A 22,198-nucleotide genomic window follows, 5' to 3' on the forward strand; every position below is an offset into this window, starting at 1 on the left:
GTAACTTTAAATTGAGTTTAAATTATGTATACCGCATCATCCCTGGGCCGGTAAACCGGCAGAAACAGAGATCCACGCATGAGCGTTTCCCGCCGCGCCGTCCGCACCGACGGCGAAGCCACCCGCAACCGCATCCTGCAGGCCGCCGGCGAACTCTTTGCCGCAGGCGGCTACGCGGAAACCACCAGCAAGGCCATCGCCGCCCACGCCGAGGTGGACCTGGCCTCGATCAACTACCACTTCGGCAACCGCAACGGCCTCTACCAGGCCGTGCTCGCCGAAGCGCACCGCCAGCTGATCAGCCTGGTCGACCTGCGCTCGCTGGCCGGCAGCCAGGTCTCCGCCAGCGACAAGCTGATGCGCCTGTTCGAACATCTGGTGCAGCGCTCGCAGGACGAAGGCAGCTGGAACATCCAGGTGCTGGCGCGCGAACTGCTGGCGCCTTCGTCACACCTGAAAGTGCTGCTGCAGAACGAAGTGCTGCCGAAGATCCAGGTCATCCGGCAGATCCTCGCCGACATCACCGGCATTCCCGTCGACGATCCGGCGCTGACCCGCTGCCTCGTCAGCATCGCCGCGCCCTGCGGCATGCTGCTGGTCGCCAAACGCGGCGTGCCGGGACCGCTCAACGATGTGCTGCGCATGCCGGGCGCCGTGATCGCGCATCATCTGCACACCTTCGCGCTCGCGGGACTGGAGGCGATCAGCAGCGACTACCGCGAAAGCGCCAAGAGTCCACGCCGTTCGCGACCTGCGAAATCCGCGGGGCCCGCGAAAAAAGGATGATCGCCGGCGGCCACTTTCTCGCTGATGCCGTCGCGCATCAGGCCGCCTTGAGTTCTGACAGCGCCTCCTGAAATTGCACGGTCGCCGCCGCAAAACCCGCCGCGCCCACATCGAACACCCAGCGACGCAACGAAGGCGCCGGCGCCAGGCCGAGTGCTTCGATGCGTGCTTGCGCATCGATGGCGCGGGTCACGGCTTTCATCATCGCCGGCGCGACACCCGCCGTTGCCTGCGGCGGCAGCCCGGAGTCGAGCAGGCTTGGCGCGAACGCAGCGCTGCCGACGCCCAGTTGCATCGCCGCGTTGACGGCCGTGGCGACCGCGCGCGCCGTCACGGCGACGCTCCATGCCGACGGATCGCCCATGCCGATCACCATCACCGCCCGCGCGACAACACCCCTGGGCGGTTGACGAATAAGCAGGGTCTCCATTGGCTCGCCTTGGAACACGCCATCTTCGCGCAGCGCCGTCAGCCTGCCCGAGAGCGCCTGGTCCAGATGAAGCAATCCGCCACGCAGACCGCCGTCCAGCTCGCGGGTAAACATGCAGCCGAAGGAAAGGTCCACGTCCGCCGCCACGCCATCCCATACGACGGCCTCGATCGACACGCCCTGCCATGCTCCCAGTACCTGATGCTCGGGCACGTATCCCCCACTGTCCGGCTTCGATGTCGTGCGTTCGCGCACCGGCGCAGACTAACCCGGCGCAGCACGAACAGGCTAACCGCCGCTGGGATATTTCAGCAGTAGGGCCTTGAAGCGCGGATCGTCGCGCAGCGGATCCCAGATTGGATCGACGCGCAGCAATGCGCTGGACACGACGGCGCCAGCGGGCATGGACAACACGCGGTCGAGCAAGGCAATGGCCTCGCCAGGCCGGCCCACGCGCATGTACAGCTGCGCCTGGTATTCGAGCATGTCGGCGCCGGTCAACGCGTCTTCGGCAAGCGGCATCAAGGCGACCGCACGCTGGCCTTCCGCCACGGCATCATCCTTCTTGCCAAGGCCGGCATAGGCAAATCCGAGCGCAAGATGTAGGTCCGCATCGTCGGGCCGTTCGACGAGCGCATTGCGGGAGCGTGCCGCGACTTCATTGTATGCCCCTGCCGCTTTCGCCTTGTCGCCCGCTGCCTCGGCGGCCCAGGCCACGTACAGGATGCGCGGCAGGACCACGTTGTCCGGATCGTCCCAGTTCTCGGCCTTGTCCGACTCCGCCACCTTCACGGCTCCGGCGTAGTCGCGCGCCACCAGCCGATCGAAATACAAGGACATGATGTTGGCAACGTAGGCATCGCTGCCCGGTGCGAGCACCGCGAGCGCGGTGTGCATCGGCGCGATGTCGCCCTTCCACATCAGCACGTTGAACACCTGCGCCATGTGCTCGCCCACGGGGTTCTTGCTCAGCCCGAGCGCGGTGGCGTAGGCGCGGTCGGCGTCGGCATAGCGGCGCAGGCTCTGGTAGGTCACGCCGAGTTGGTTGAACGCGTACTCGCTGTGCGGATCGAGCACGGTGGCCTGGCGAAACCGCGCCACGGCTTCGTCCCAGCGGCCTTGCCGGCGCGCCACCGCGGCAATCAAGAGCTCGACCGTGGCGCTGTTGGGCAGCGACTGCCGGGCCATCTCCAGCTGGGTGGTGGCGTCGGCGTAATCCCGATGGCCCCAGTAGTGGTACAGGCCCAGCGCGTAATGCCCTTCGCCCAGGTTCGGCTGCAATGCCAACGCATGATCGGCCGCGGCCTTCGCCTCGGCCAGCCGTTCGTTCCTGCGATCGGGCGCGAAGAAATACATCTGCATGTGCGCGCGCGCCAACGCCGCGGCGGCCAGCGCAAAGTCCGGATCGCGCGCCAGGGCCTGCTGATACAGCGAAATGGCCAAGGGCAGTTCGGACGATGACAGCGTCGGGTCGTCGTAGGCGCGGTTGGCGTGCGCGCCGGCCTTCAGATACAGATCGTAGGCGGCCGCGTTGCGGGTCGGCAGCTTGTCGATGCGCGCGGTTTCGGCCGAGGTCAGCTGCACCTTCAAGGCTTCCGCCACGTTCTGCGCCACCTCGCCCTCCACGTTGAACACGTTGTCCAGCGTGCGCGTGTACGCCTGCGCCCAAAGGTGGTTGCCGCTGTTCGCCTCGATCAACTGCACGTTGATCAGCACCTGATTTCCCACCTTCTGCACCGTGCCTTCGAGCAGGGTCGCCACGCCCAGCTGCCGCGCGATGGATTTCACATCCTCGGGATGGCTGGGGTACTTCTCCGTCGACGTGCGCGAGATCACCTTGAGGCCGCCGATGCCCACCAGCTGGGTGAGGATCATGTCCTGCATGCCGCTGGCGAAATACGCATTGCCCTTGTCGGTGCTGAGATTCTCGAACGGAAGCACGGCGATGGATTTGAGATCGGCCGCCGGCACGGCGTCGGTGTGATGCATAAACGGATGCCGCCCGAGCATGACGAAGGCCAGCACGAGCAAGCCCGTGATAAGGGCGACCAGCAGCTTTTCGATCCGACGAACCCTGGTGGGCCGCGCGTGCGTTGGCTGGGTTTCCGTCGCCGTGCCCGAAGGCACATCCGGCTGCGCGGCCGGCGTGGCGGCGGCATCCCGGATCATGGCCGGCACCAGGTCCAGATCCGCCGCCGTCACTGCCCTGCGCTGCGCCAAGGCCTCGCGTGATTCGGCAAAGCGCACGTCGGCGTCGAGGCGAAAGCCAACGCCATGCACGGTGTGCAGGTAGCGGTTTTCCTCGCCGCTTTCGCCGAGCGCGTGGCGCAGCAAGGCAATGATGCGGCTGAGCGAGGATGGCGTGACGTGGTTGTGCCCCCAGACCACGTCGAGGATCTCGTCGCGGCTCAGCACACGCCCGGGTTCGCGTGCCAGCAGGACGAGCACGGCAAAGGCCTTGCGCTCCAGCCCGACCTCCTCGCCGTCGACGAACAGGCGATGCCCGAGCGTGTCGATCTCGACCGTGCCGAAGGCCATCCACGCGGCGGAGGCGGACTCAACAGCCATCGGTTCGACCTCCGTTGCTGCGCGTGGTGCCGCTCAGGTTACACCCAGCCTGTCGCAAGCTTCGGTGGAGCCCGAGTGATTCCGGGGTTGACTGAACGGCCTTCCGGCGCCGCCCTTCCTCAAAACGACGAACCGAACGCCGGCAAATCGACCTGGCCGCCCTATCGCTCGGTTGGACACTGACAGCCGCTTCGCGTGGCGCGTGGTTGAATACTGCCCGGCAGTATGCGATACATACTCCCAACCAGTATCAGTGAGGCACCCGCATGCCGCATTCCGCCGAAGAGAAAAAACGTGTCCTGGCGCGCGTGCGCCGCGTGCGTGGCCAGCTCGACGCGCTGGAGCTGGCGCTGGAGAAAGGCGAGGCCTGCGGGCCCATCCTGCAGCAGATCGCCGCCGTGCGCGGCGCGATCAACGGGCTGATGGCCGGCGTGCTGGAAAGCCACTTGCGCGAGGAGTTCGCGCATCTGGCGCATGGCAGCGACGCGCCCGAAAAATCCATCGACGAAGTCGTTTCCCTCGTGCGCTCGTATCTGCGCTGACACATTCCGGCGCCTGCTGTTGACGCGGCGCCACCTGTTTCCCCTGCTTCGAGGACTCTCATGAAATCACGTGCCGCTGTTGCGTTTGGACCGGGCCAGCCCCTGCAGATCGTCGAGATCGACGTCGAGCCGCCCCGCAAGGGCGAAGTGCTGGTGAAGATCACCCACACCGGCGTGTGCCACACGGATGCATTCACGTTGTCCGGCGATGATCCGGAAGGCCTGTTCCCCGTGGTGCTCGGGCACGAAGGCGCGGGCGTGGTGGTGGAAGTGGGCGAAGGCGTCACCAGCGTGAAGCCGGGCGACCATGTGATCCCGCTGTACACCGCCGAGTGCGGCGAGTGCCTGTTCTGCAAGAGCGGCAAGACCAACCTGTGCGTGTCCGTGCGCGCCACGCAGGGCAAGGGTGTGATGCCCGACGGCACCAGCCGCTTCAGCTACAACGGGCAGCCGATCTATCACTACATGGGCTGTTCCACCTTCAGCGAATACACGGTGGTCGCCGAGGTGTCGCTCGCCAAGATCAATCCGGATGCCAACCCGGAACAGGTCTGCCTGCTGGGCTGCGGCGTCACCACCGGCCTCGGCGCGGTGAAGAACACCGCCAAGGTGCAGGAAGGCGATTCCGTCGCCGTGTTCGGCCTGGGCGGCATCGGCCTGGCCGTGATTCAGGGCGCGAAGCTGGCCAAGGCGGGCCGCATCATCGCCATCGACACCAACCCCGGCAAGTTCGAGCTGGCGCGCCGCTTCGGCGCCACCGAGTGCATCAATCCCAAGGACTTCGACAAGCCCATCCAGCAGGTGATCGTGGAGATGACCGGCTGGGGCGTGGACCACAGCTTCGAGTGCATCGGCAACGTCAACGTCATGCGCGCCGCGCTGGAATGCGCGCATCGCGGCTGGGGCCAGTCGGTGATCATCGGCGTGGCCGGCGCGGGCCAGGAAATTTCCACGCGCCCGTTCCAGCTGGTGACGGGACGCAAATGGCTGGGCACCGCCTTTGGCGGCGTGAAGGGCCGCTCGCAGCTGCCGGGCATGGTGGAGGACGCCATGGCCGGCCGCATCGAACTGGAACCGTTCGTGACGCACACCAAGCCGCTCGCCGGCATCAACGAAGCCTTCGACCTGATGCACGAAGGCAAGTCGATCCGCACCGTCGTGCATTTTTGATGCAGGCGTGATCCATCGACGGCGCAAGGCCGTCGATGGATCCATTCGCGTATGGCAAAAGAGAGCTTCGCCTCCTTGGCGAAGCCCTCCTCCCGCTCAGTGTTGATGCGACAGCGTGGTCGGCGTGGCGATAAAGCCATGCTGCTGATGGTTCGCATCGCGGTAGTAGCCGGACACCACGCCGAAGTTGTTGATGGTGGTGACCGCCGTGCCCGTCGCGCCCGGCACGTCGAGCTGCACGAACTTGCCCTGCGTCAGCACGAACGAATGCAGCGGCCCGGTGGAGCTCCAGTAGTAGCCCGCGATCTGGCCCACGTCGTTGATGGCGAACGCCACCGTGTTGCTGGCGCCGGGCACGTCCACCGTGGTGATGCTGCCATTCGCGTCGCGATAGAAGCCGTGCGGCTGCGGCGCCTTGGGATTGGTGTCCCAGTAGCCCACGGCCTGGTTCAGGTCATTGATGCCCAGCGGATACGTCTCCGCCGAGCCGGCCACGTCGAACGGCGTGTCCCAGCCGTGGCCGCGGCGCAGGATGCCGTGGAACGCGCCGTCGGCATCCCAGTACACGCCCAGGATGGTGCCGAACTCGTTGTAGCCGTCCACGTTCGAGTTGAGATGGCCGGGGAAATCCACCGTCTCGAAACGCTTGCCGTTGATCACGAAACCATGCTGCGTGCCGGTGGCATCGGCATACGCGCCATAGGTGTTGCCCAGGTCGTTGGGGCCGCCCGCCGCGCTGAAGTACGTGCCGAGCATGGACGGGTCGAGCTGTTCGAAGCGGCCGTGGCGATACACCATGGCATGCGCGGTGCCGCCGTTGACGGCGAACTGGCCGCCCAGGTCGCCGAAATCGTTGATGCCCCAGAAAATGGTCTGCGACGAACCGGGAACGTCGAGCGTCTGATAGGTGTAGCTGCCAGGCGTTGGCTCAGTGCCATCGGCGAAGGCGACACCCGCAAGGCTGGCGAAGGCCAGCCCGAAAGCAACCGCGGCCCTTGTGAGCCGGCCGTACGTAGCGCGATGATTCGACATGACTTCTATGCCTCTCTTGGATGCGACGGGCGATGGCATTCCCTGGGTCTGTGATCGTTCCGTACTGGGCCATCTCCCCTTACAGCGCAAAAAGGGAGCCGATAGCGACATGACCGTGGGAACCTCGACGCGCATGCCTGCGGAACCGCAGATCACCCAGGTGCTATCGCGCGCCGCCAACGGCGATGCCACAGCGTTCGACACGCTGATCCCGCGCATCTACGCCACCCTGCGCCGCCTTGCACAGCACCAGCGCGCCCACGAGCCCGCCCACACGCTGCAGACCACCGCCCTGGTGCACGAGGCCTACCTGAAGCTGGTGGCCGGCGACGAGCTGGCCTTCGCCGATCGCGCGCACCTGTATGCCTACATGAGCCGCGTGATGCGCCACCTGCTGATCGACCACGCGCGTCGCAGGAAGGCACAGAAGCGGCAGGTGCCGGAGCTGACCGCGGAGCGCGCGTCGCCGGACATGCTCGACGTGCTTGCCATCGACGAGGCGCTGACCCGGCTCGCCGACACCGATGCACGGCTTGCCCGCGTGGCCGAGCTGCGCCTGTTCGCCGACCTGTCCAGCGCGGAAATCGCCGAGGCGCTGGGCGTCACCGCGCGCACGGTGGAACGCGACTGGCTCAAGGCGCGCACCTTCCTCAGCGCCTGCCTGATGCCCGATGCGTAAGCCATGTCGGAATCTGCCCGCTGAATACGCTTTAGGGATAGGCACACCGAGGAACCCGCGCCGCCGATGAACTCCGTCTTCGCCGAACGATGGCCTGAGATCGAACCGCTGATCGACCAGCTGTTCGACGTGCCCGCCGACGAGCGGGCCGAATGGCTGCGCAAGCACTGCGACGACGCCACCCTGCGCACGCTGGTGACGCAGGCGCTGGACAACGCGCCCGGCACGGAGGCGCTCGAACGTGGCATGGGCCAATGGCTGCCCGCGCTCGCCGACACCTCGGCCGACACGCTGCCCGCCATCGACGGCTACCGCGTGCTGCGCTTCGTCGGCGCCGGCGGCATGGCCAGCGTGTTCGAAGCCGAGCGCGAACTCCCCGGTGGCCCGCAGACCGTGGCGCTGAAGCTGCTGCGCATCGACGTGCACGACGCCGACGAACGGCGGCGCTTCCTGCGAGAACAACGCATTCTTGCGCGCCTTCGCCATCCGCATATCGCACAGTTGCTGGACGCGGGTTTTTCGCCAGCGGGCACGCCGTTCCTGGCGCTGGAATTCGTCGACGGCACCGACCTGGTATCGCATTGCGCGATGCACGCGCTGCCGACGCATGCACGCTTGGCCCTGTTCCTGGATGTGTGCTCGGCTGTCGACCACGCGCACCGCAACCTGATCGTGCATCGCGACCTGAAGCCGAACAACGTGCTGGTGGGGGCGGATGGCCGCGTCAAGCTGGTGGACTTCGGCATCGCCAAGCTGCTTACCGGCGACGGCGAACGCACGCGCACCGAAGCTCGCCGCCTGACCCGCTCCTACGCTGCGCCCGAACAGCTGGCCGGCGATGCGGCCACCACGGCCATCGACGTCTACGCCCTGGGCGTCCTACTCGCCGAACTGCTAGGCGACCAGCAGCCGCATCGCGGCGACGAACAGGCGGACGTGAAGACCTCGGTGTTCGACGACGATGCGCTGCGCCGTACCCTGGGCGTGGACCTTCACGCCATCGTGCAGGAAGCCACGCGCGCCGATCCCGCGCGGCGCTACGCCAGCGCGGCGGCGCTGGGCGAGGACATCCAGCGCTATCTGGACGGCAAGCCGCTGCAGGCGCGTGCGGACACGCTCGCCTACCGCGCACTGACTTTTGCCAGGCGCCACACGCTGGCGGTTTCCATCGGCATCGTCATCGCGGGCGTACTGGCGGGCGCAACGGTGCTCGGCCTGCACGAGGCGCGCCTCGCGCGGCACGCCGCGAAGGACGCGCGCGCGCAGGCCATCGCCGCGTCCGGCGAAGCGCGGCGCGCGGATGCGCTCAAGTCCTTCATGGAGGAACTGTTCGACAGCGCCACGCATGGCACCGAATCCAACGAAACCGCCGAAGAATTGCTCGCGCGAGGCCGCGAACGCGCCGACCGCGACTTCGCCACGCAGCCGGCGCTGCGCGCGGAAATCCTGGCGCTGGTGGGCGACCTGGAACGCCGCAGCGGCCATCCCGAACGCGCGTGGCAGCCGCTGGAAGAAGCCGCCGCCTTGGCGAAGACGCAGTTCGGCGTCACCGACCGGCGCACCATGCACATCGAATACCTGCTCGCGAAGGAAGCGGACGAACTGGGCCGCGTGCGCGAAGCGACCGCCCGCCTGCAGGGCGCCGTCGATGCCTTCGAGGCCGGCCCGCAACGCGACTCGCCCGAGGCCGTGCAGGCGCTGGCGTGGCTGGCGGGCCTGGACGAGCGCCTGGGCGAATCGGCCAAGGCCATCGAGGTCGGCGAGCAGGACGTGGCGCTGGCCCGCCGCGTCCTGCCCGGCGATAGCGAGGCGCTGACCGAAGCGGTGCTCAACCTCGGCTGGATCTTCGAGGATGCCGGCCAGCCGCAGCGCGCCGAGCCGCTGCTGCGCGAAGCACTGGCGCGCAAGCGCAGTCACCTGGGCAACCGTCACGCCGACGTCGCCGACACCATGACCCTGCTCACCGGCGCGCTGGTGCAGTTGGGCCGCTACGGCGAAAGCGAACAGCTGATGCGCGATGCGCTGGCCATCGACGCCGCCGCGTATACGCATCCCAATGCCCACACCGCGTGGCACATGAACGACCTCGCGGCCGTCTATATGGTCGAAGGCCGTCTCGACGAAGCGCAGGCCTTCTACACGCAGTCGATCGCCATCGACGAGGCGCTCAAACCCGCCTCGGCCTCGCAGGAGGCGATAAGCCTGGGCAATATCGCCAAGATCCGCTTCCGCCAGGGCGCCTACGCGCAAGCCGAAGCAGGCATGCGCGATGCGATCGAGCGCAGGCAGCGCACGCTTGGCGTGGATTACATCGACAACGGCCGCGCCTACGACCACACCTATCTCGCCCAGATGCTCATCGCGCGCGGACATCTCGACGAAGCGCGCACGCAGGTGGAAGACGCGCTGGCCGAGGCGCGCCGCCGCCATCGCGACGCGCATCCCGACACCGCTTTCGCGCTGGCCGTGCAAGCCGAGCTCATGGCGGCTATGGGCGAACAGGAACGCGCCGCCTCATTGGCTTCGCAAGCCGTGGGCATGTACGCCGATCTGTCGGACGAGCAGTCGGACAAGGCGATCCGTGCCCGGATGGTCTACGCCGATGCGTTGCAGGCGCTCGGCCGACATAGAGAGGCAGCGATACAGCTCGATGCCGCCCTCGCGGCAGCCCATGCCGACTCGCCCAACACGAACGTGCTGGTGGCGCGCATCGAAGCCGATCTCGCGCAGGCCGATGCCGCACTCGGCGACAAGGTCAGCAGCGGAAACCTGCGCGGCGACGCGCGCCTGCTGCTGGCCCGCGCCGAGCCTGGCCCCAACACCGACCGCGACGCGGCCATGCGCCTGCTGGCCGCCGCGCCCCGGTCCCGCTGAGCGGCGCGCGGCATATTCAGGCCTGCGCCGCGGTCAGTGGCAGCCCGATCAGCTGATCGGTGGTGAGAACGTCGCCGAACGTATCCTCGATGCTCGCCAGCGCCGCGCGATGCAGCATGGCATGCGGCACGCTACCGCCGTCGGCGTTGTCCAGGTCGCGGGTGGCGCAGGCATCCCCGATCACCATCACGCCGTAGCCCAGCGGTACGGCGTCGCGCGCCGCGCCCGCCACGCAGGCATGCGTCATCAGGCCCGTCACGATCAGCGTATCGATGCCGGACTGCTTCAGCCGGCGGTCGATGTCCGTGCCTGCAAACACGCTGACCTCGCTCTTGTTGACCACGTGGTGATGCGCGGCCGGTTGCGCACCCTCGTGGAAGGCGGATGTCGCACTGTCTTCGGCAAACACCGGGCTGCCTGCCGGCGTGACGTGCCGCACGTGATACACCGCCATGCCCGCTGCGTCCGCGTGGGCGATCAGGCGCTGTGCGTGGCGCAAGGCGTTGCGGCCGTCGGGAATGGGCAAGCGCCCATCGAAATATTCGTTCTGGAAATCGATGACCAGCAGCGCCGTGCGGGCCGGCGCCAGGGCCTTGGGCGCGCAGGCGCCGATCATCGTGCGGATGGTGGAATGTGTCATGGCATGGTCCTCTGGTCAGGTCGGAGGCCGCCATGGTCGGCGGTTGGCGCCGGCGCCAACAGTGGCAGAAATGACAATATGCTATGGGATTCGGCCAACCTTGCCTCTGGTGACACCCATGCACACCGTTGCCGTCGTCGCTTTCGACGGGATCAGTCCATTTCACCTCTCCGTGCCCTGCATCGTGTTCGGCGACGACCTGCTCAAGCTGGGCACGCCGCGCTATCGCCTGTTTGTCTGCGGCGAACGCCGCGGGCGCGTCGCCACCATGTCCGGCTTCGATATCGAGGTGAAACACGGCCTGGCCACGCTGCGCAAGGCCGACACCATCATCGTGCCCGCGTGGCGCACGCCGGGCGAACGTCCGCCGGAAGCGCTGCTGCGCGCGCTGCGGCAGGCGCATGCACGCGGAAGCCGCATCGTCGGCCTGTGCCTGGGCACCTTCGTGCTGGCCGAAGCCGGGTTGCTCGAGGGCAGGACGGCGTCCACGCACTGGGCGTGGGCGGAGGAGTTCGAGCGGGCTTATCCCGGCGTCACGCTGGACCGCCATGCGATCTATGTCGACGAAGGCGACCTGCTCACCTCGGCCGGCACGGCCGCCGCGCTCGACTGCTGCCTGCACCTGCTGCGCAAGGACCTGGGTGCCGACATCGCCAACCGCGTCGCGCGACGCCTGGTGGTCGCGCCGCAACGCCACGGCGACCAGGCGCAATACATCGAAAACCCCGTGCATGAAGACCATGCACCGGACGCCTTGAGCAAGACGCTGGACTGGGCCATCGCACACCTGAAACAACCGCTTTGCGTCGAGAAGCTGGCCGCTCACGCCGGCATGAGCGTGCGCACGTTCAGCCGCCACTTCCGCAAGAAGACCGGCAGCACGGTCATTCCCTGGCTGCTTCACCATCGTCTCGCGGCGGCGCAGCGCCTGCTGGAGACCAGTCGCCGCTCGATCGACCAGATCGCCGAAAGCGTGGGTTTCGGATCGACCGTGTCGTTCCGCCAGCACTTCACCCGCGCGTTCTCGATTTCCCCGGCCAGCTATCGGCGGCAATTCCGCGCGCAACCGGTATCGTGCTGAGGGCCGCGACGGAAACGGTGCGCCTGCCGTTTTAGGATTCGTCTTATGTGTTGCCTTCACCCGCTCGGGCAATCTGCCGCCATCCGACCGCCGCGCAACGCGGTTCATCGATGGAGGCCGACATGCTCCCCGCTCGCTTCGTACCGCACAACGAATTCCACGTGTTCCGCCGTGGCGAGTGGCAGTTCAGCGTCGCGGAGCTGCGCCTGAAGCACGACGAGGCATCGGCGGCGCAGCCGCTCGCGCACCAGTACTGCCTGCGCGCGCCGGGCTTCGACCAGGTGGCGTTCGACGTGCGCGACATCCGTTCGATGGATCCGCAGGCGGCGTGGGATCCGCACCTGGGCGTGGGCCGGCTCACACGCCTGCTCGGCAAATGCTTCGACGCCACGGAAGAACTCATCGACGCCATCGCGCCTTACATGTGCCCGCTCGATGCCTCGGTGCGCTTTGCCGCGCTACCTGAGATGGAAGCCACGCCGCATTGATGCGCGCGATCAGGAGGCCGCTCGCCATTCCTCGATCAGCGTCTGCAACAGCGCGCCCGCGGACATCGTCCGCGCCATCGGCGCGCCCTGCCCGGCCCAGTGCGCGCCATAGCCGGATTCGCCGGCTGCGCGCGCTGCCGCATTCAAGGCCTTGCCCGCGTCGTAGGCGATCGGGTAGTCCGGCACGTCGGCATCCTGCACATCAGTGCCAAGGCGCGTGAACAGGCTGGCCAGGCTGCGTGCCGGCCGCCCCGACACGGCGCGCGTCATCACGGTGGCGTGGGCCGCATCGCTCGCCAGCGCCTTGCGGTAGCCCGCGTCCGCCAGCGATTCATCGGTGCCGACGAAGGCCGTGCCCAATTGCGCCGCCGCCGCGCCAAGCTTCAAAACGGCGGCGATGCCAGCGCCGTCCATGATGCCGCCGCTGGCGATCACCGGAACGCCGATGTGCTTAACCAGCAGCCGCGTCAAGGCGAAGGTGCCCAGCGCGCTGTCATCGGCATCCGGATCGAACACGCCGCGATGTCCGCCGGCTTCATAGCCCTGCGCCACGACGGCATCGATGCCGGCCGCTTCGAGAGCCTGCGCTTCCCGCAACGTGGTCGCCGAGCCCATGAGGAAGATGCCGGCGTCATGCAGCGCCTTGACCTGATCCGGCCGCGGCACGCCGAAGTGAACGCTCACCACGGCCGGACGCTCGGCCACCAGCATGGCAAGCATCGCGTCATCGACAAGAAACGAGGTGTAGATTTCCGTCAGCGCCTGCGGTGGCTTCGCACCGAAGCGCTCGAATGCCGGCGCGAGCCGCGCCAGCCAGGCAGCCTCTTTCGCCGCGTCGGCATGTGCTGGACGATGCACGAACAGATTGACGTTGAGCGGGCCGCTGCTCAGTTGACGAAAGGCATGGATGGTGTCGCGCGCCTTGTCCGCCGTCATCGCACCGACACCCAGCGAGCCCAGGCCGCCACCGTTGCTGACCGCCGCCGCCATCGCGGGCGAGGAAACCCCGGCCATCGGCGCCTGGATGATGGGCACGCGGATGCCGACGGCCTCGAGCAAGCGGGAAGACGCGTCGGTCGCCATGATGAATCGCTCCTGCCGTGTAGGGACAGAGGCGAATTTTACGCGCCCGAGATGTCATGCCAAAGCGGCAGGCACCCTCAGTCAGCCGAACCGTCCTGATCTTCCTCAGCGCGCCCGGTGCAGGCCGGATGATGGCAATGGCATTGCGTGTCGGCGTCTCCCGCCGCCTTGGCCTGCCGGCAATGCGCGCTGCAGTACTCGCCCGGTTTGTCGACGTAGCAGCGGCATGGCGGATATGCGCAATGGAAACCCGTGGGCATGGCGAACCTCCGCAGGGGAAAGCCTCAGCTTAGCCGCCGGCGTCGAGGCAAGGGTCACCATGGAGTCAGCGCAGCGTTGCCATTTCGATAGATGGCATCACGCAAACGTGCGGTCGATACGAAGACACGCAGAGCCGTCCGCCAACGCGGCGGACGGCTCCGTTCCAGGTTGCAACCGACTACGTCAGTGCGTGGTGGTCGCAGGCGCAGGCGAGCTCTGCGCCGGTGCCGGGGTCGTGCTAGCGGGTGCGGGCGGTGCGGCTGGCGGCGCGGCAGGTGCCGGCGCGGCGGTGCTTGCAGGCGCCGGCGGCGTTGCGTTGTCGTTGCCGCCCTGATTGCCGCAACCGGCCAGCGTCGCGGCCGCCAGCACCAGGGGCACACCCAATTTCTTGACTGAAAGCATCATGTTTCACCTCCGTGGGACTTCGGATTGATCAGGACCTGCATACGCCCTGTTCGTACGTGCCGCTTCCTCACCGCACCGAATGTATGCCGTGCATTCCCTCGCGCACTTCCCAAACTGCGCTGGCATGTTCAGCGGCCTTCGCGCCAGCCGACTGCGTTGCGAGTCGCCAGCCACGTTCTTGCGCATGGTTGCCTCGCAACCGACTATCGCCTTCGATTGTCTTTTCCGTTTAGGCAACCGTATGTGCATAGCATGTCATCCTTTTGCACATGCTGGCCAATGTTCAGTGGGAACTTATGCATCTTCACGCGTCTGTCACGCCTTGTCGCCGCTGCGTCGACGAACAGCGTCGTCATCGGCGCGCATCTACGGCACATCGGCCTTCTCCATGCGGGCCAGGCCATCCAGCAGGGGACGCAACGCGGCCATGACGTTCGCCAGCGCGCGGTCCACGTCCTGCGAAGACGCGCCGCTCTTGCAGGCCTGCTGCAAGTCGCTGGCGGCTGTTGCCACCGCCGACGCGCCGATGTTCGCGGCCGATCCGCGCAGCGTATGAGCCGCGCGATACGCCGCCGTGGCATCGCTCCCGTCGCGTGACGCCTTGAACGCCTGCTCGAAGCCTTCGTTGTTCTGCAGGAACAGGCGCAACAGGCGTCGATACAGCGACGCGTTGCCGCCGCAGATGCGCAAGCCCATCGCCTGATCGAGCCCGGGAAGCTCCCCATCGCCCCTGGTCGCTGCGGCAGGCGCGGACCGCGGCGTGATCCATCGCGCCAGGGTGGCAAGCATCGCGGGGATGTCGAGCGGCTTGGCCATGTGATCGTTCATGCCAGCCGCCAGCGCCCTTTCGCGATCTTCCGCCGCGGCGTCCGCCGTCATGGCGATCACGGGAAGGTCGGCCATCCGCAGTTCGCCGCGAATGGCGCGCGTGGCCGCATAGCCGTCCATGACCGGCATCTGGCAGTCCATCAGCACGCCATCGATACGGGCGTCGGCAGACAGCACCTCGAGCGCTTCGCGGCCGTTGTGCGCCTCCACCACCTCGATGCCGTGACGTTGCAGCAACTCCGTCGCCAATGCCCGGTTCAGGTCATTGTCTTCGACCAGCAGCACGCGCCTGCCCGCCAGCGCCGTGGTGTCGATGCCTTTGGCGCGTGCTGTCCGATCCTGGCGTGGTCGATCGGATGCGGCCGCGCTGCCTGTCAGACGGACCAGGGCACTGCCCAGCGCATGCGGCAATACCGGCTTGACCAGCAGCGGATGGCGCGTGGCCGCAGGCGTACTTGTATCGTCCGAGGCGCGCCGATATGGCGAAACCATCAGCAGCACCTGCTCGCCCTGCCGTGCATCGTCGGCGACCGACTCGTATGCGGGCACGGCCGCATCGATCAGCAGCACGCGATAGGGCCGCCCTTCACGGCGCGCCTGCGCCATGCGTTGACGCGCCACTTCCGCCGTCGATGCGACATCCACCGCCAGCCCCCATCCGCGGGCGATGGCCGCGAGCACGCCGCTTGCGGCATCGCTGGCTTCCACCAGCAGCAGCGACACCCCCGCAAGAGCCTCTGGCGCCGGCGACGCCTTGGCATCCGCCTGCAGCCGCAACCGTACCTCGGCGTGAAAGGTGGAACCGCGCCCCGGCGTGCTCTCTACCCACATCCTGCCGCCCATCAGCTCCACCAGGTTGCGGCAGATGGCGAGGCCCAGCCCGGAGCCGCCGTATTTCCGCGTGGTCGACGAATCCGCCTGCACAAAGGATTCGAAAATGCGTTCGCACTGCTCCTGCGTCATGCCGATGCCGGTGTCGGTGACGCGAAGATGCAAGGTCGCCTGCGCCTCGTCTGCCGCCGTCATGTCGGCCCGGACGAGCACGGAGCCGCGCTCGGTGAACTTCACCGCGTTATTCACCAGGTTGATCAGGATCTGCTCCAGCCGCAGCGGGTCGCCGATCAAGGCGGTTGGCAGCTTGTTCTGGTACTGGAACAGCAGCTCCAGCCCTTTTTCCTCCGCCTTGAGGCCGATGATGCCGGCGACGTGCGCCATCACGTCGTCCAGGTCGAACGGCACCTGTTCCAGGCGCATGCGCCCGGCTTCGATCTGCGAGAAGTCGAGGATGTCGTTGATGATGCCGAGCAGGCTTTCCGCCGCGCGCTGGATGTTTTGCAGGTAACCGCGCTGCCGCTCGTCGGCGGCCGATTCCAGCGCCAGGTGGCTCATGCCGATGATCGCGTTCATCGGCGTGCGGATCTCGTGGCTCATGTTGGCAAGGAAGTGGCTCTTGGTGCGCGTGGCTTCCTCGGCTACCTCCTTGGCGCGCTGCATGGCGGCCTGCGCCGCCTTGCGCTCGGTGATGTCGATGAGCCAGGCAAGCACGCCGGGCTCGCCGTCATAGTCGATAGGCAGGAAGGAAACCAGGATGTCGCGTTCACGCCGCTGCGCGTCGTACATGCGCACGTCGCGGCTGGACACGCTGCCCTCGCCCTCCAGGCTGGCCCATATGCGTGCGCGCGTGCCGGCTTCCACGTACATCGGCGCCGTGGTGTCGCCCACGCCCACGCCAAAGGTCTCCACGAACTTCGGATTGGCGAAGCAGATGCGTCCCTGCGTGGACACGGCGATGCTCACCGGACTGTTGTCCAGTATCTGCCGAAGCCGCTCCTCGCTGTGCACCAGCGCCAGCTCCATCGCGCGCCGCTCGCTCACGTCACGCACGGCGGCGCAGACGCAGCGGCCCTGCCCGTCGAGCTCCGGCAGAAAGGAAAGGCCGATCTCCACGGAGAGCTCGCTGCCATCCTTGCGCCGGCCGCGCAGGTCCGCGTTGCCGCGTCCCATCTGCCGGCTCTGGCCTTCGGAGAAGAACGTTGTGCGCAACCTGGCGTGCTGCGTGCCCGTTCCCGGCGGCACCAATTGCTCGACCGGCACGCCGTCCAGTTCGCCGCGGCCGTAGCCGAACATGGCCTCCAGACGCGGATTGGCCAGCACGATGCGGCCTTCCTGGTCGGCGATCATCATGCCGTCCGGCGCGGATTCGATGATGCCCCGATACCACGCGCGCGCCGCCTCTATCGTGTGCTGCGTCGCCTCCAGCGCCGCCGTCTTCTCGATGAGCGTGGCCGCCTGGCTGGCGGCGAGCTCCGCATGCTCGCGGCTCTGCGCCAGCAGGTGGCGCATGTCCAACGCCTGCTCGAGCAGCTCCATGTTGATCGCCAGCACGGGTATCAGTTCGTCGATCAGTTCCCGCTGCGCGTCGCTGAGTGCGGCGAGCGTGCCCAGTTCGACGACGCCCAGCAGGCGGTCGGTCCTCTGCACGGGGATGAGCATCAGCTGGGCAAGCGGCGCCTCGCCGAGCCCGGAGGTCACCTTGAGAAAATCCGGCGGTGGCGGCGACACGACCAGGGTGCGCTCTTCCAGCGCGCATTGCCCAACCAGGCCTTCCCCGACGGCGAACACCGGACGCGCCAGCGCCGCGGCGTAGCTTCCCTGCAGGCGTAGACGCCGCGCCAAGGGTTCGTGTGCGTAGAGCGCGGCGTGAGCGACGGGCGCCAGTCGCGCCAGGGCCGACAGGAAGCGGTCGGCGAGTTCGTCCGGTTCGGTGATCGATTGCAGCTCTCGCGATATCTCGGCCACATGCGTCTTCACCCAGCGCTGCACTTCCACCTGCCGGCCTTGCGTCTGCAGCGTGACGATGGCGCGCGCCAGTTCGCCGGCCTCGTTGGGATAGTCCGTATAGGGCACGGTAACGTCCAGGCGGCCTGCGCTCAGCGCTTCCAGGGCCTTGCGCAAGCCTTCGCTGGGGCGGCGCACCGATCGGCTGATCAGCCGTCCGAACAGCACGCCCGCGCCCAGTCCCAATACGATCAACCAGAGGGTGAGCTGCACGCCGAAATGGAAGCGCGCCACGGCATCGCCCACTTCGGCGTTGGCCCCTTCCCGCTTCAGCCTTTCCATGCGGTCGAGCGCATCGCGGGAGGCCGTGGCCGCCTGCAGGAAATCAGGGGAGACGATCAGATCCGCCGCGATGCGTGCGCGATCGTCGCCGGCCCGCAGCAGCAGCGCCGCGCCATCGACCTGGCGCGAGTAATCGGCGAACGCGGCCTCGAAATCGGCGAGGTTGTGCTGGTTGGCCTCACGGTAGATGCGGGGCTTGGCCAGCTCCATTTCGCTGCGCACCTGCGCCTGCGCCGCGCTCAGCTCGCGCAGCGCCGCCGCGCGCCCTTCGCCGGGCCCCATCAGCGCGGCCTGGCGCAGGTTCTGCCCCACGTCCGCCAGCGACGCCCGCGCGGCTTCGATGTGGAGCAGGCCTTGCATGTCCTGCTGATAGAGGCGGCCGATCTGCTCTTTCTGCGCACGCTGCATGCTCAGGCTGTACCCGCCCAGCAGGATGGCGATCAGCAGCATGCCGCCGAAGCCCAGCTCCAGCCGGCGCCGCAGCGGCAGGCGTTCCAGGCGTTCGTAGAGGCGGTTCATCGCGCGACGTCATCGTCAGGTGGCGAGGTGATGTGCCCGCCCATCGCCCGCCATCGCGTCGTCGTCGGAGAAGCGCTGGGCGATCTCGCGGAAGGTGTCGCCCAGTGACACGAACGCATCCACCACGTCCGGATCGAAATCCATGCCGCGCCTGGCGACGATCATCGCCACGGCCTCGTCATGCGTCTTGCCCTTCTTGTAGACACGCCGGCTGATCAAGGCGTCGTACACGTCGGCAACCGCCATGAGCCGCGCGGAAACCGGTATGGCGTCGCCCTTGCGTCCTTCCGGATAGCCCGAGCCATCCCATCGTTCCTGGTGGCTGTACGCCATTTCCTTGGCAAAGCACAGGAACGGCACCGGCGTGCCCAGCCGATCCTCTGCCCGCTGCAGCGCGCCGCGTCCCAGCGTGGTGTGCGTCTTCATCACCTCGTATTCCTCCGCCGTCAGCGGACCGGGCTTGAGCAGGATGCGGTCGGGGATGCCGATCTTGCCGATGTCGTGCAAGGGCGCGGACTGGAACATCAGCAGGCGCGTGGGTTCGTCGAGCACGGCCGCGAAGCGCGGATGGTCCTTCAGTGCGTCGGCCAGCGCCTTCACATAGTGCTGCGTGCGGCGGATATGGTTTCCGGTTTCGTTGTCTCGCGTCTCGGCCAGCGACGTGAGCGCGAGGATGGTCGCCTCCTGGATCGCTGTCACTTCACGCGTGCGCCGTTCCACCTCGGCGTGCAGGTAGGCGTTCTTGTCGCGCAGGAACTCCGAGGCCGCGCGCAGTCGCAGTTGCGTGGCGACGCGCGCCATCACCACCGGCGGGTTCACGGGCTTGGTGATGTAGTCGACCGCGCCAAGCACCAGGCCGCGCGTCTCGTCTTCGGTGGCGTTGAGCGAGGTGAGGAAGATCACCGGAATGTCGCGCGTCCGGCTGCTCGTCTTCAACCGCTGGCAGACATCGAAACCGGTGGTGCCCGGCATGACCACGTCGAGCAGGATCAGGCTGGGCTGCTCCTGCGTGGCGATGCGTAGCGCCGACTCGCCGCCCGGCGCTTCCAGCACGCGATAGAGCGGCTTCAACAGCTCCGAAAGTATCAGGCGATTGTCGGCCGCGTCGTCCACCACCAGGATGGTGGGTCCCGGGTTGCTGCCTGTGTTTTCCATCCCCGCCCCTCCCCTTGCCGAGCGCACGGGAAACCCCGGCTTCCCGTCGAACCGCGTCCCCAAGTAAGCCTCCAGCGGGCGTGAAGGCGGCGCCTACAAGAACCTGCCGACTCGTGACGCAGAGACAACGTACTTAGACCGAATTACCTAAAGAGCGACCGTAGATGTTCGCTAGCCGCCCGGACGTCCAAACCGCTGAAATACGGTGAGCACAGTTACCCAGAACACGCCGTCTACCCACGCTTGCGGGGTGCGCGTGGTGTCGAGCGAAAGTTGTCCGGAACTCCCTGCCGTTGGCATCAGTCACGCATCCGGAGAAGCGCATGAGCGGGCTTACTGCAAAGATCAAGCACGAATTCATGGAGATGATCCCGCCGACCATCTTCTTCTTCGTCGCGATCAACATCGTCGTGCTGATCCGCGCGCTGATGACCAAGGGCATCGGGCTTTCGCTGCCCACCTTCGCCACCATCGTGATTTCCGCGCTGATCCTGGGCAAGGCGGTGCTGATCGCCAACATGCTGCCCTTCATCAACCGCTTTCCCGAGAAGCCGCTGATCTGGAACGCGGCGTGGAAAACACTGATGTACATGGTGGTCGCCACGTTCATCCACTACCTGGAACGACTGCACGAGTACTGGCAGGACACGCACGACCTTGGCGCCGCCAACCACCAGTTGCTGACGGAAACCAACTGGGCGCACTTCTGGGCCATCCAGCTCATGCTGCTGGTGCTCATCTTCAACTATTGCGTGTTCGCGGAACTGGCGCGGGTGATCGGCGAGAAGAAACTGCGGCGGATGTTCCTGGGACCCATGCCGATCGAACCGGACGCCACTAGCGGCCCCGCCGGTTAGCCGCCGGCCTTCACAAGGCCTTGGCGAGCGTGGGTATGCACTGCCGCGAGGCCCGCGATCCGGCGCGGCCATAGCGGAGACCCTGCGCATGTCCGAGCACGTCTACAAGTCCATCGAACTCACCGGCTCATCCAAGACCAGCAGCGACGATGCCATTCGCACCGCCATCGAGCATGCGTCCAAGACGGTGCGCAACATCCGCTGGTTTCATGTCATCGAAACCCGTGGCCACGTCGAAGGCGGCAAGGTGGCCTACTGGCAGGTGACGCTGAAGGTCGGCTTCACGCTGGAATAAAGCCGTCGCCGCGCGGGGCTCAGGCGCCGTCCGGCGACAGCAGCCAGGCCGCGCAACGTTCGACATCGCCCGCATCGTGCCAGCCGTGAAAGGCGACGCGAAGGTAGCCTTCGCGCGTGCTGGTGCGGATGCCCTGCGCTTCGGCCATCTGCACCAAACGCTCCGACATGCGGGAAGGCAAGGCGAAACACAGCGTCGAGCCGGCCTTGTCCGCGTCGATCAGCCCTTTCCATCGCGCTGCCTCCGCCGCCCAGCGCGCGTCCGCTTCCAGCGCGGAAAGCAGCAAACGCTGCAGCCTGGCGATGTGGGCATGGATGGTCGCTGCTCCGCCGCAGTCCAGCAGCAGGCGTATGGATGCGGCCAGCGCGGCGCACGAAAGGATCGACGGGCTGCCCGCCTCCAGGCGCCGTCCATCCTGCGCCCAGGTTTCAAGGTTAGGCTTCTGCGTGCCGCTCTGCGAGAAATCGTCCGGTGCGGACAGCCACGTGCCGAGCGGGGTCAACTGCTGGCGGAACGCGCTGTCCGTCCACAGCAGCCCCTGCCCCTGCAGGCCGAGCAGGCCCTTGTGGCCGCCGGTGGCGAACGCGCTGACGCCGTCGAGCGAGGCCGCCACGGTGCCCGCGCCCTGGATGCCGTCAACGACCAGATGCACGCCGCGCTCGCGGCATCCGCACGCCAGCTTCGCCAGATCAAGCCGGATGCCGTCCTGATAGCGCACCCACGAAACCGCCACGATGCGCGTGCGCGGACCGATGGCGTCCAGCAGGCGCTGCTCCGCATCGATGCCTGCATGCGGCGCGCGCACCGGCGTCGCCGCCTGCCCGTCCCACAGTGGCACTTCGGTGCAGGTCACGCCGCGACGCGCAAGCGCCAGCCACGGAAGCCGGTTGCTGGGAAATTCGCCGAGGGGAATCACCACCTCATCGCCGTGCTGCCAGGGATAACCCAGCGCCACCGCTTCGAGCCCCGTGGACGTGCAGGTCACCAGGCTCATGTCCTCGGCGCGGGCGCCCAGCAACGCGGCGCCAGCCTCGCGCAGGCCACGCTGCACGTCGAGGAAATCCTCGCTCCAGCGCAGATCCCACGGCCGCAACTCCGTTTCCAGCAAGTCGCGCACGACATCCGCCGAGATGCGCGGCAGCGGACCATCCTTGCAATGCGACAGCCACAGCACCTCCGGTGGCATGTCGAACCGTTCGCGAGGAATCGGCGGGGAAAGCGTGTGCGTCACCAGTGTGTTCCTTGATACGGCCAAAGCGAGTCGGCCACGCGACCGTGTTGCGACCGGCACGAACCGAAGGTTCGGCACCGTAGCACACGCCTGCGCCAACGCAGCCGGCGCGATTTCCGCCGTGTTGGCGCTGTCCGCAGTCCGCCACGCCTGT

General features: G+C 67.1%; 17 protein-coding genes and 1 pseudogene. 9 read left to right on the forward strand and 9 right to left on the reverse strand.

What is annotated here, in order from left to right:
• Positions 1 to 78: 78 nt before the first annotated feature.
• Entirely contained in the window at positions 79 to 786 is a 708-nt protein-coding gene (locus BDW41_RS02480; protein WP_074547056.1) for a TetR/AcrR family transcriptional regulator, read from the forward strand.
• Positions 787 to 823: 37 nt separating this feature from the next.
• On the opposite strand, the gene BDW41_RS02485 is transcribed toward BDW41_RS02480, so the two are convergent.
• Positions 824 to 1,393 (reverse strand): M17 family peptidase N-terminal domain-containing protein, encoded by a 570-nt coding sequence (locus BDW41_RS02485; RefSeq protein WP_233496744.1) that lies wholly within the window; start codon positions 1,391 to 1,393, stop codon positions 824 to 826.
• A gap of 111 nt (positions 1,394 to 1,504) precedes the next feature.
• Entirely contained in the window at positions 1,505 to 3,784 is a 2,280-nt protein-coding gene (locus BDW41_RS02490; protein ID WP_074547054.1) for a winged helix-turn-helix domain-containing protein, read from the reverse strand.
• A gap of 266 nt (positions 3,785 to 4,050) precedes the next feature.
• Between BDW41_RS02490 and frmR the strand changes: the two genes are divergently transcribed.
• On the forward strand, positions 4,051 to 4,326 hold the full coding sequence (gene frmR / locus BDW41_RS02495) for a formaldehyde-responsive transcriptional repressor FrmR (RefSeq protein WP_074547053.1): 276 nt from the start codon (positions 4,051 to 4,053) through the stop codon (positions 4,324 to 4,326).
• Positions 4,327 to 4,386: 60 nt separating this feature from the next.
• Positions 4,387 to 5,496, forward strand: coding sequence for an S-(hydroxymethyl)glutathione dehydrogenase/class III alcohol dehydrogenase (locus tag BDW41_RS02500; RefSeq protein ID WP_074547052.1), 1,110 nt, complete (start codon positions 4,387 to 4,389; stop codon positions 5,494 to 5,496).
• Positions 5,497 to 5,592: 96 nt separating this feature from the next.
• Here the strand turns inward: BDW41_RS02500 and BDW41_RS02505 are convergent, their stop codons facing one another.
• A complete protein-coding gene (locus BDW41_RS02505) occupies positions 5,593 to 6,528 on the reverse strand; it encodes a hypothetical protein (RefSeq protein ID WP_074547051.1) in 936 nt (311 codons plus the stop codon).
• A gap of 109 nt (positions 6,529 to 6,637) precedes the next feature.
• On the opposite strand from BDW41_RS02505, the gene BDW41_RS02510 reads away from it, so the two are divergent.
• Complete coding sequence (locus BDW41_RS02510; RefSeq protein WP_158536968.1) at positions 6,638 to 7,207, forward strand: ECF-type sigma factor; 570 nt, start codon at positions 6,638 to 6,640, stop codon at positions 7,205 to 7,207.
• A 66-nt stretch (positions 7,208 to 7,273) separates the two neighbouring features.
• Complete coding sequence (locus tag BDW41_RS02515) at positions 7,274 to 10,081, forward strand: serine/threonine-protein kinase (RefSeq protein WP_074547050.1); 2,808 nt, start codon at positions 7,274 to 7,276, stop codon at positions 10,079 to 10,081.
• A gap of 16 nt (positions 10,082 to 10,097) precedes the next feature.
• On the opposite strand, the gene BDW41_RS02520 is transcribed toward BDW41_RS02515, so the two are convergent.
• Complete coding sequence (locus tag BDW41_RS02520; RefSeq protein WP_074547049.1) at positions 10,098 to 10,721, reverse strand: isochorismatase family protein; 624 nt, start codon at positions 10,719 to 10,721, stop codon at positions 10,098 to 10,100.
• 118 nt (positions 10,722 to 10,839) lie between these two features.
• On the opposite strand from BDW41_RS02520, the gene BDW41_RS02525 reads away from it, so the two are divergent.
• Both BDW41_RS02525 and BDW41_RS02530 read left to right on the forward strand, forming a co-directional pair.
• Positions 10,840 to 11,802 carry a helix-turn-helix domain-containing protein gene (locus BDW41_RS02525; RefSeq protein ID WP_074547048.1) on the forward strand — a complete coding sequence of 321 codons (963 nt, stop codon included), beginning with the start codon at positions 10,840 to 10,842 and terminating at the stop codon, positions 11,800 to 11,802.
• 122 nt (positions 11,803 to 11,924) lie between these two features.
• Positions 11,925 to 12,290: a hypothetical protein gene (locus tag BDW41_RS02530; RefSeq protein ID WP_110301513.1), complete on the forward strand. Its 366-nt coding sequence runs from the start codon at positions 11,925 to 11,927 to the stop codon at positions 12,288 to 12,290.
• 9 nt (positions 12,291 to 12,299) lie between these two features.
• Here the strand turns inward: BDW41_RS02530 and BDW41_RS02535 are convergent.
• The 4 genes and pseudogenes from BDW41_RS02535 to BDW41_RS02550 all read right to left on the reverse strand — a co-directional run.
• Positions 12,300 to 13,388, reverse strand: a pseudogene (locus BDW41_RS02535) (nitronate monooxygenase); the annotation flags it as partial.
• A gap of 429 nt (positions 13,389 to 13,817) precedes the next feature.
• Positions 13,818 to 14,039 (reverse strand): hypothetical protein, encoded by a 222-nt coding sequence (locus BDW41_RS02540; RefSeq protein ID WP_199535250.1) that lies wholly within the window; start codon positions 14,037 to 14,039, stop codon positions 13,818 to 13,820.
• Positions 14,040 to 14,405: 366 nt separating this feature from the next.
• Positions 14,406 to 18,506 (reverse strand): PAS domain S-box protein, encoded by a 4,101-nt coding sequence (locus BDW41_RS02545; protein WP_074547045.1) that lies wholly within the window; start codon positions 18,504 to 18,506, stop codon positions 14,406 to 14,408.
• Between the two features lie 15 nt (positions 18,507 to 18,521).
• The gene (locus BDW41_RS02550; protein WP_074547044.1) at positions 18,522 to 19,661 is read right to left on the reverse strand and encodes a two-component system response regulator; all 1,140 of its coding nucleotides are present in this window, start codon (positions 19,659 to 19,661) and stop codon (positions 18,522 to 18,524) included.
• Positions 19,662 to 19,984: 323 nt separating this feature from the next.
• Between BDW41_RS02550 and BDW41_RS02555 the strand changes: the two genes are divergently transcribed.
• A complete protein-coding gene (locus tag BDW41_RS02555) occupies positions 19,985 to 20,518 on the forward strand; it encodes a hypothetical protein (RefSeq protein WP_074547043.1) in 534 nt (177 codons plus the stop codon).
• Between the two features lie 88 nt (positions 20,519 to 20,606).
• Positions 20,607 to 20,813 (forward strand): dodecin, encoded by a 207-nt coding sequence (locus BDW41_RS02560; RefSeq protein WP_074547042.1) that lies wholly within the window; start codon positions 20,607 to 20,609, stop codon positions 20,811 to 20,813.
• A gap of 19 nt (positions 20,814 to 20,832) precedes the next feature.
• Here the strand turns inward: BDW41_RS02560 and BDW41_RS02565 are convergent, their stop codons facing one another.
• Positions 20,833 to 22,044, reverse strand: coding sequence for an aminotransferase class V-fold PLP-dependent enzyme (locus BDW41_RS02565; RefSeq protein ID WP_074547041.1), 1,212 nt, complete (start codon positions 22,042 to 22,044; stop codon positions 20,833 to 20,835).
• Between the last annotated feature and the right edge of the window lie 154 nt (positions 22,045 to 22,198).

This window comes from Dyella sp. AtDHG13 (assembly GCF_003201105.1).
GTDB lineage: Bacteria > Pseudomonadota > Gammaproteobacteria > Xanthomonadales > Rhodanobacteraceae > Dyella > Dyella jiangningensis_B.

Coding starts and splice junctions, on each gene's coding strand:
- BDW41_RS02545 (WP_074547045.1), bottom strand. CDS start 18,506: ATGAACCGCCTCTACGAACGCCTGGAACGCCTGCCGCTGCGGCGCCGG.
- BDW41_RS02530 (WP_110301513.1), top strand. CDS start 11,925: ATGCTCCCCGCTCGCTTCGTACCGCACAACGAATTCCACGTGTTCCGC.
- BDW41_RS02480 (WP_074547056.1), top strand. CDS start 79: ATGAGCGTTTCCCGCCGCGCCGTCCGCACCGACGGCGAAGCCACCCGC.
- BDW41_RS02560 (WP_074547042.1), top strand. CDS start 20,607: ATGTCCGAGCACGTCTACAAGTCCATCGAACTCACCGGCTCATCCAAG.
- BDW41_RS02525 (WP_074547048.1), top strand. CDS start 10,840: ATGCACACCGTTGCCGTCGTCGCTTTCGACGGGATCAGTCCATTTCAC.
- BDW41_RS02490 (WP_074547054.1), bottom strand. CDS start 3,784: ATGGCTGTTGAGTCCGCCTCCGCCGCGTGGATGGCCTTCGGCACGGTC.
- BDW41_RS02550 (WP_074547044.1), bottom strand. CDS start 19,661: ATGGAAAACACAGGCAGCAACCCGGGACCCACCATCCTGGTGGTGGAC.
- BDW41_RS02500 (WP_074547052.1), top strand. CDS start 4,387: ATGAAATCACGTGCCGCTGTTGCGTTTGGACCGGGCCAGCCCCTGCAG.
- frmR (WP_074547053.1), top strand. CDS start 4,051: ATGCCGCATTCCGCCGAAGAGAAAAAACGTGTCCTGGCGCGCGTGCGC.
- BDW41_RS02520 (WP_074547049.1), bottom strand. CDS start 10,721: ATGACACATTCCACCATCCGCACGATGATCGGCGCCTGCGCGCCCAAG.
- BDW41_RS02505 (WP_074547051.1), bottom strand. CDS start 6,528: ATGTCGAATCATCGCGCTACGTACGGCCGGCTCACAAGGGCCGCGGTT.
- BDW41_RS02540 (WP_199535250.1), bottom strand. CDS start 14,039: ATGATGCTTTCAGTCAAGAAATTGGGTGTGCCCCTGGTGCTGGCGGCC.
- BDW41_RS02510 (WP_158536968.1), top strand. CDS start 6,638: ATGACCGTGGGAACCTCGACGCGCATGCCTGCGGAACCGCAGATCACC.
- BDW41_RS02515 (WP_074547050.1), top strand. CDS start 7,274: ATGAACTCCGTCTTCGCCGAACGATGGCCTGAGATCGAACCGCTGATC.
- BDW41_RS02555 (WP_074547043.1), top strand. CDS start 19,985: ATGAGCGGGCTTACTGCAAAGATCAAGCACGAATTCATGGAGATGATC.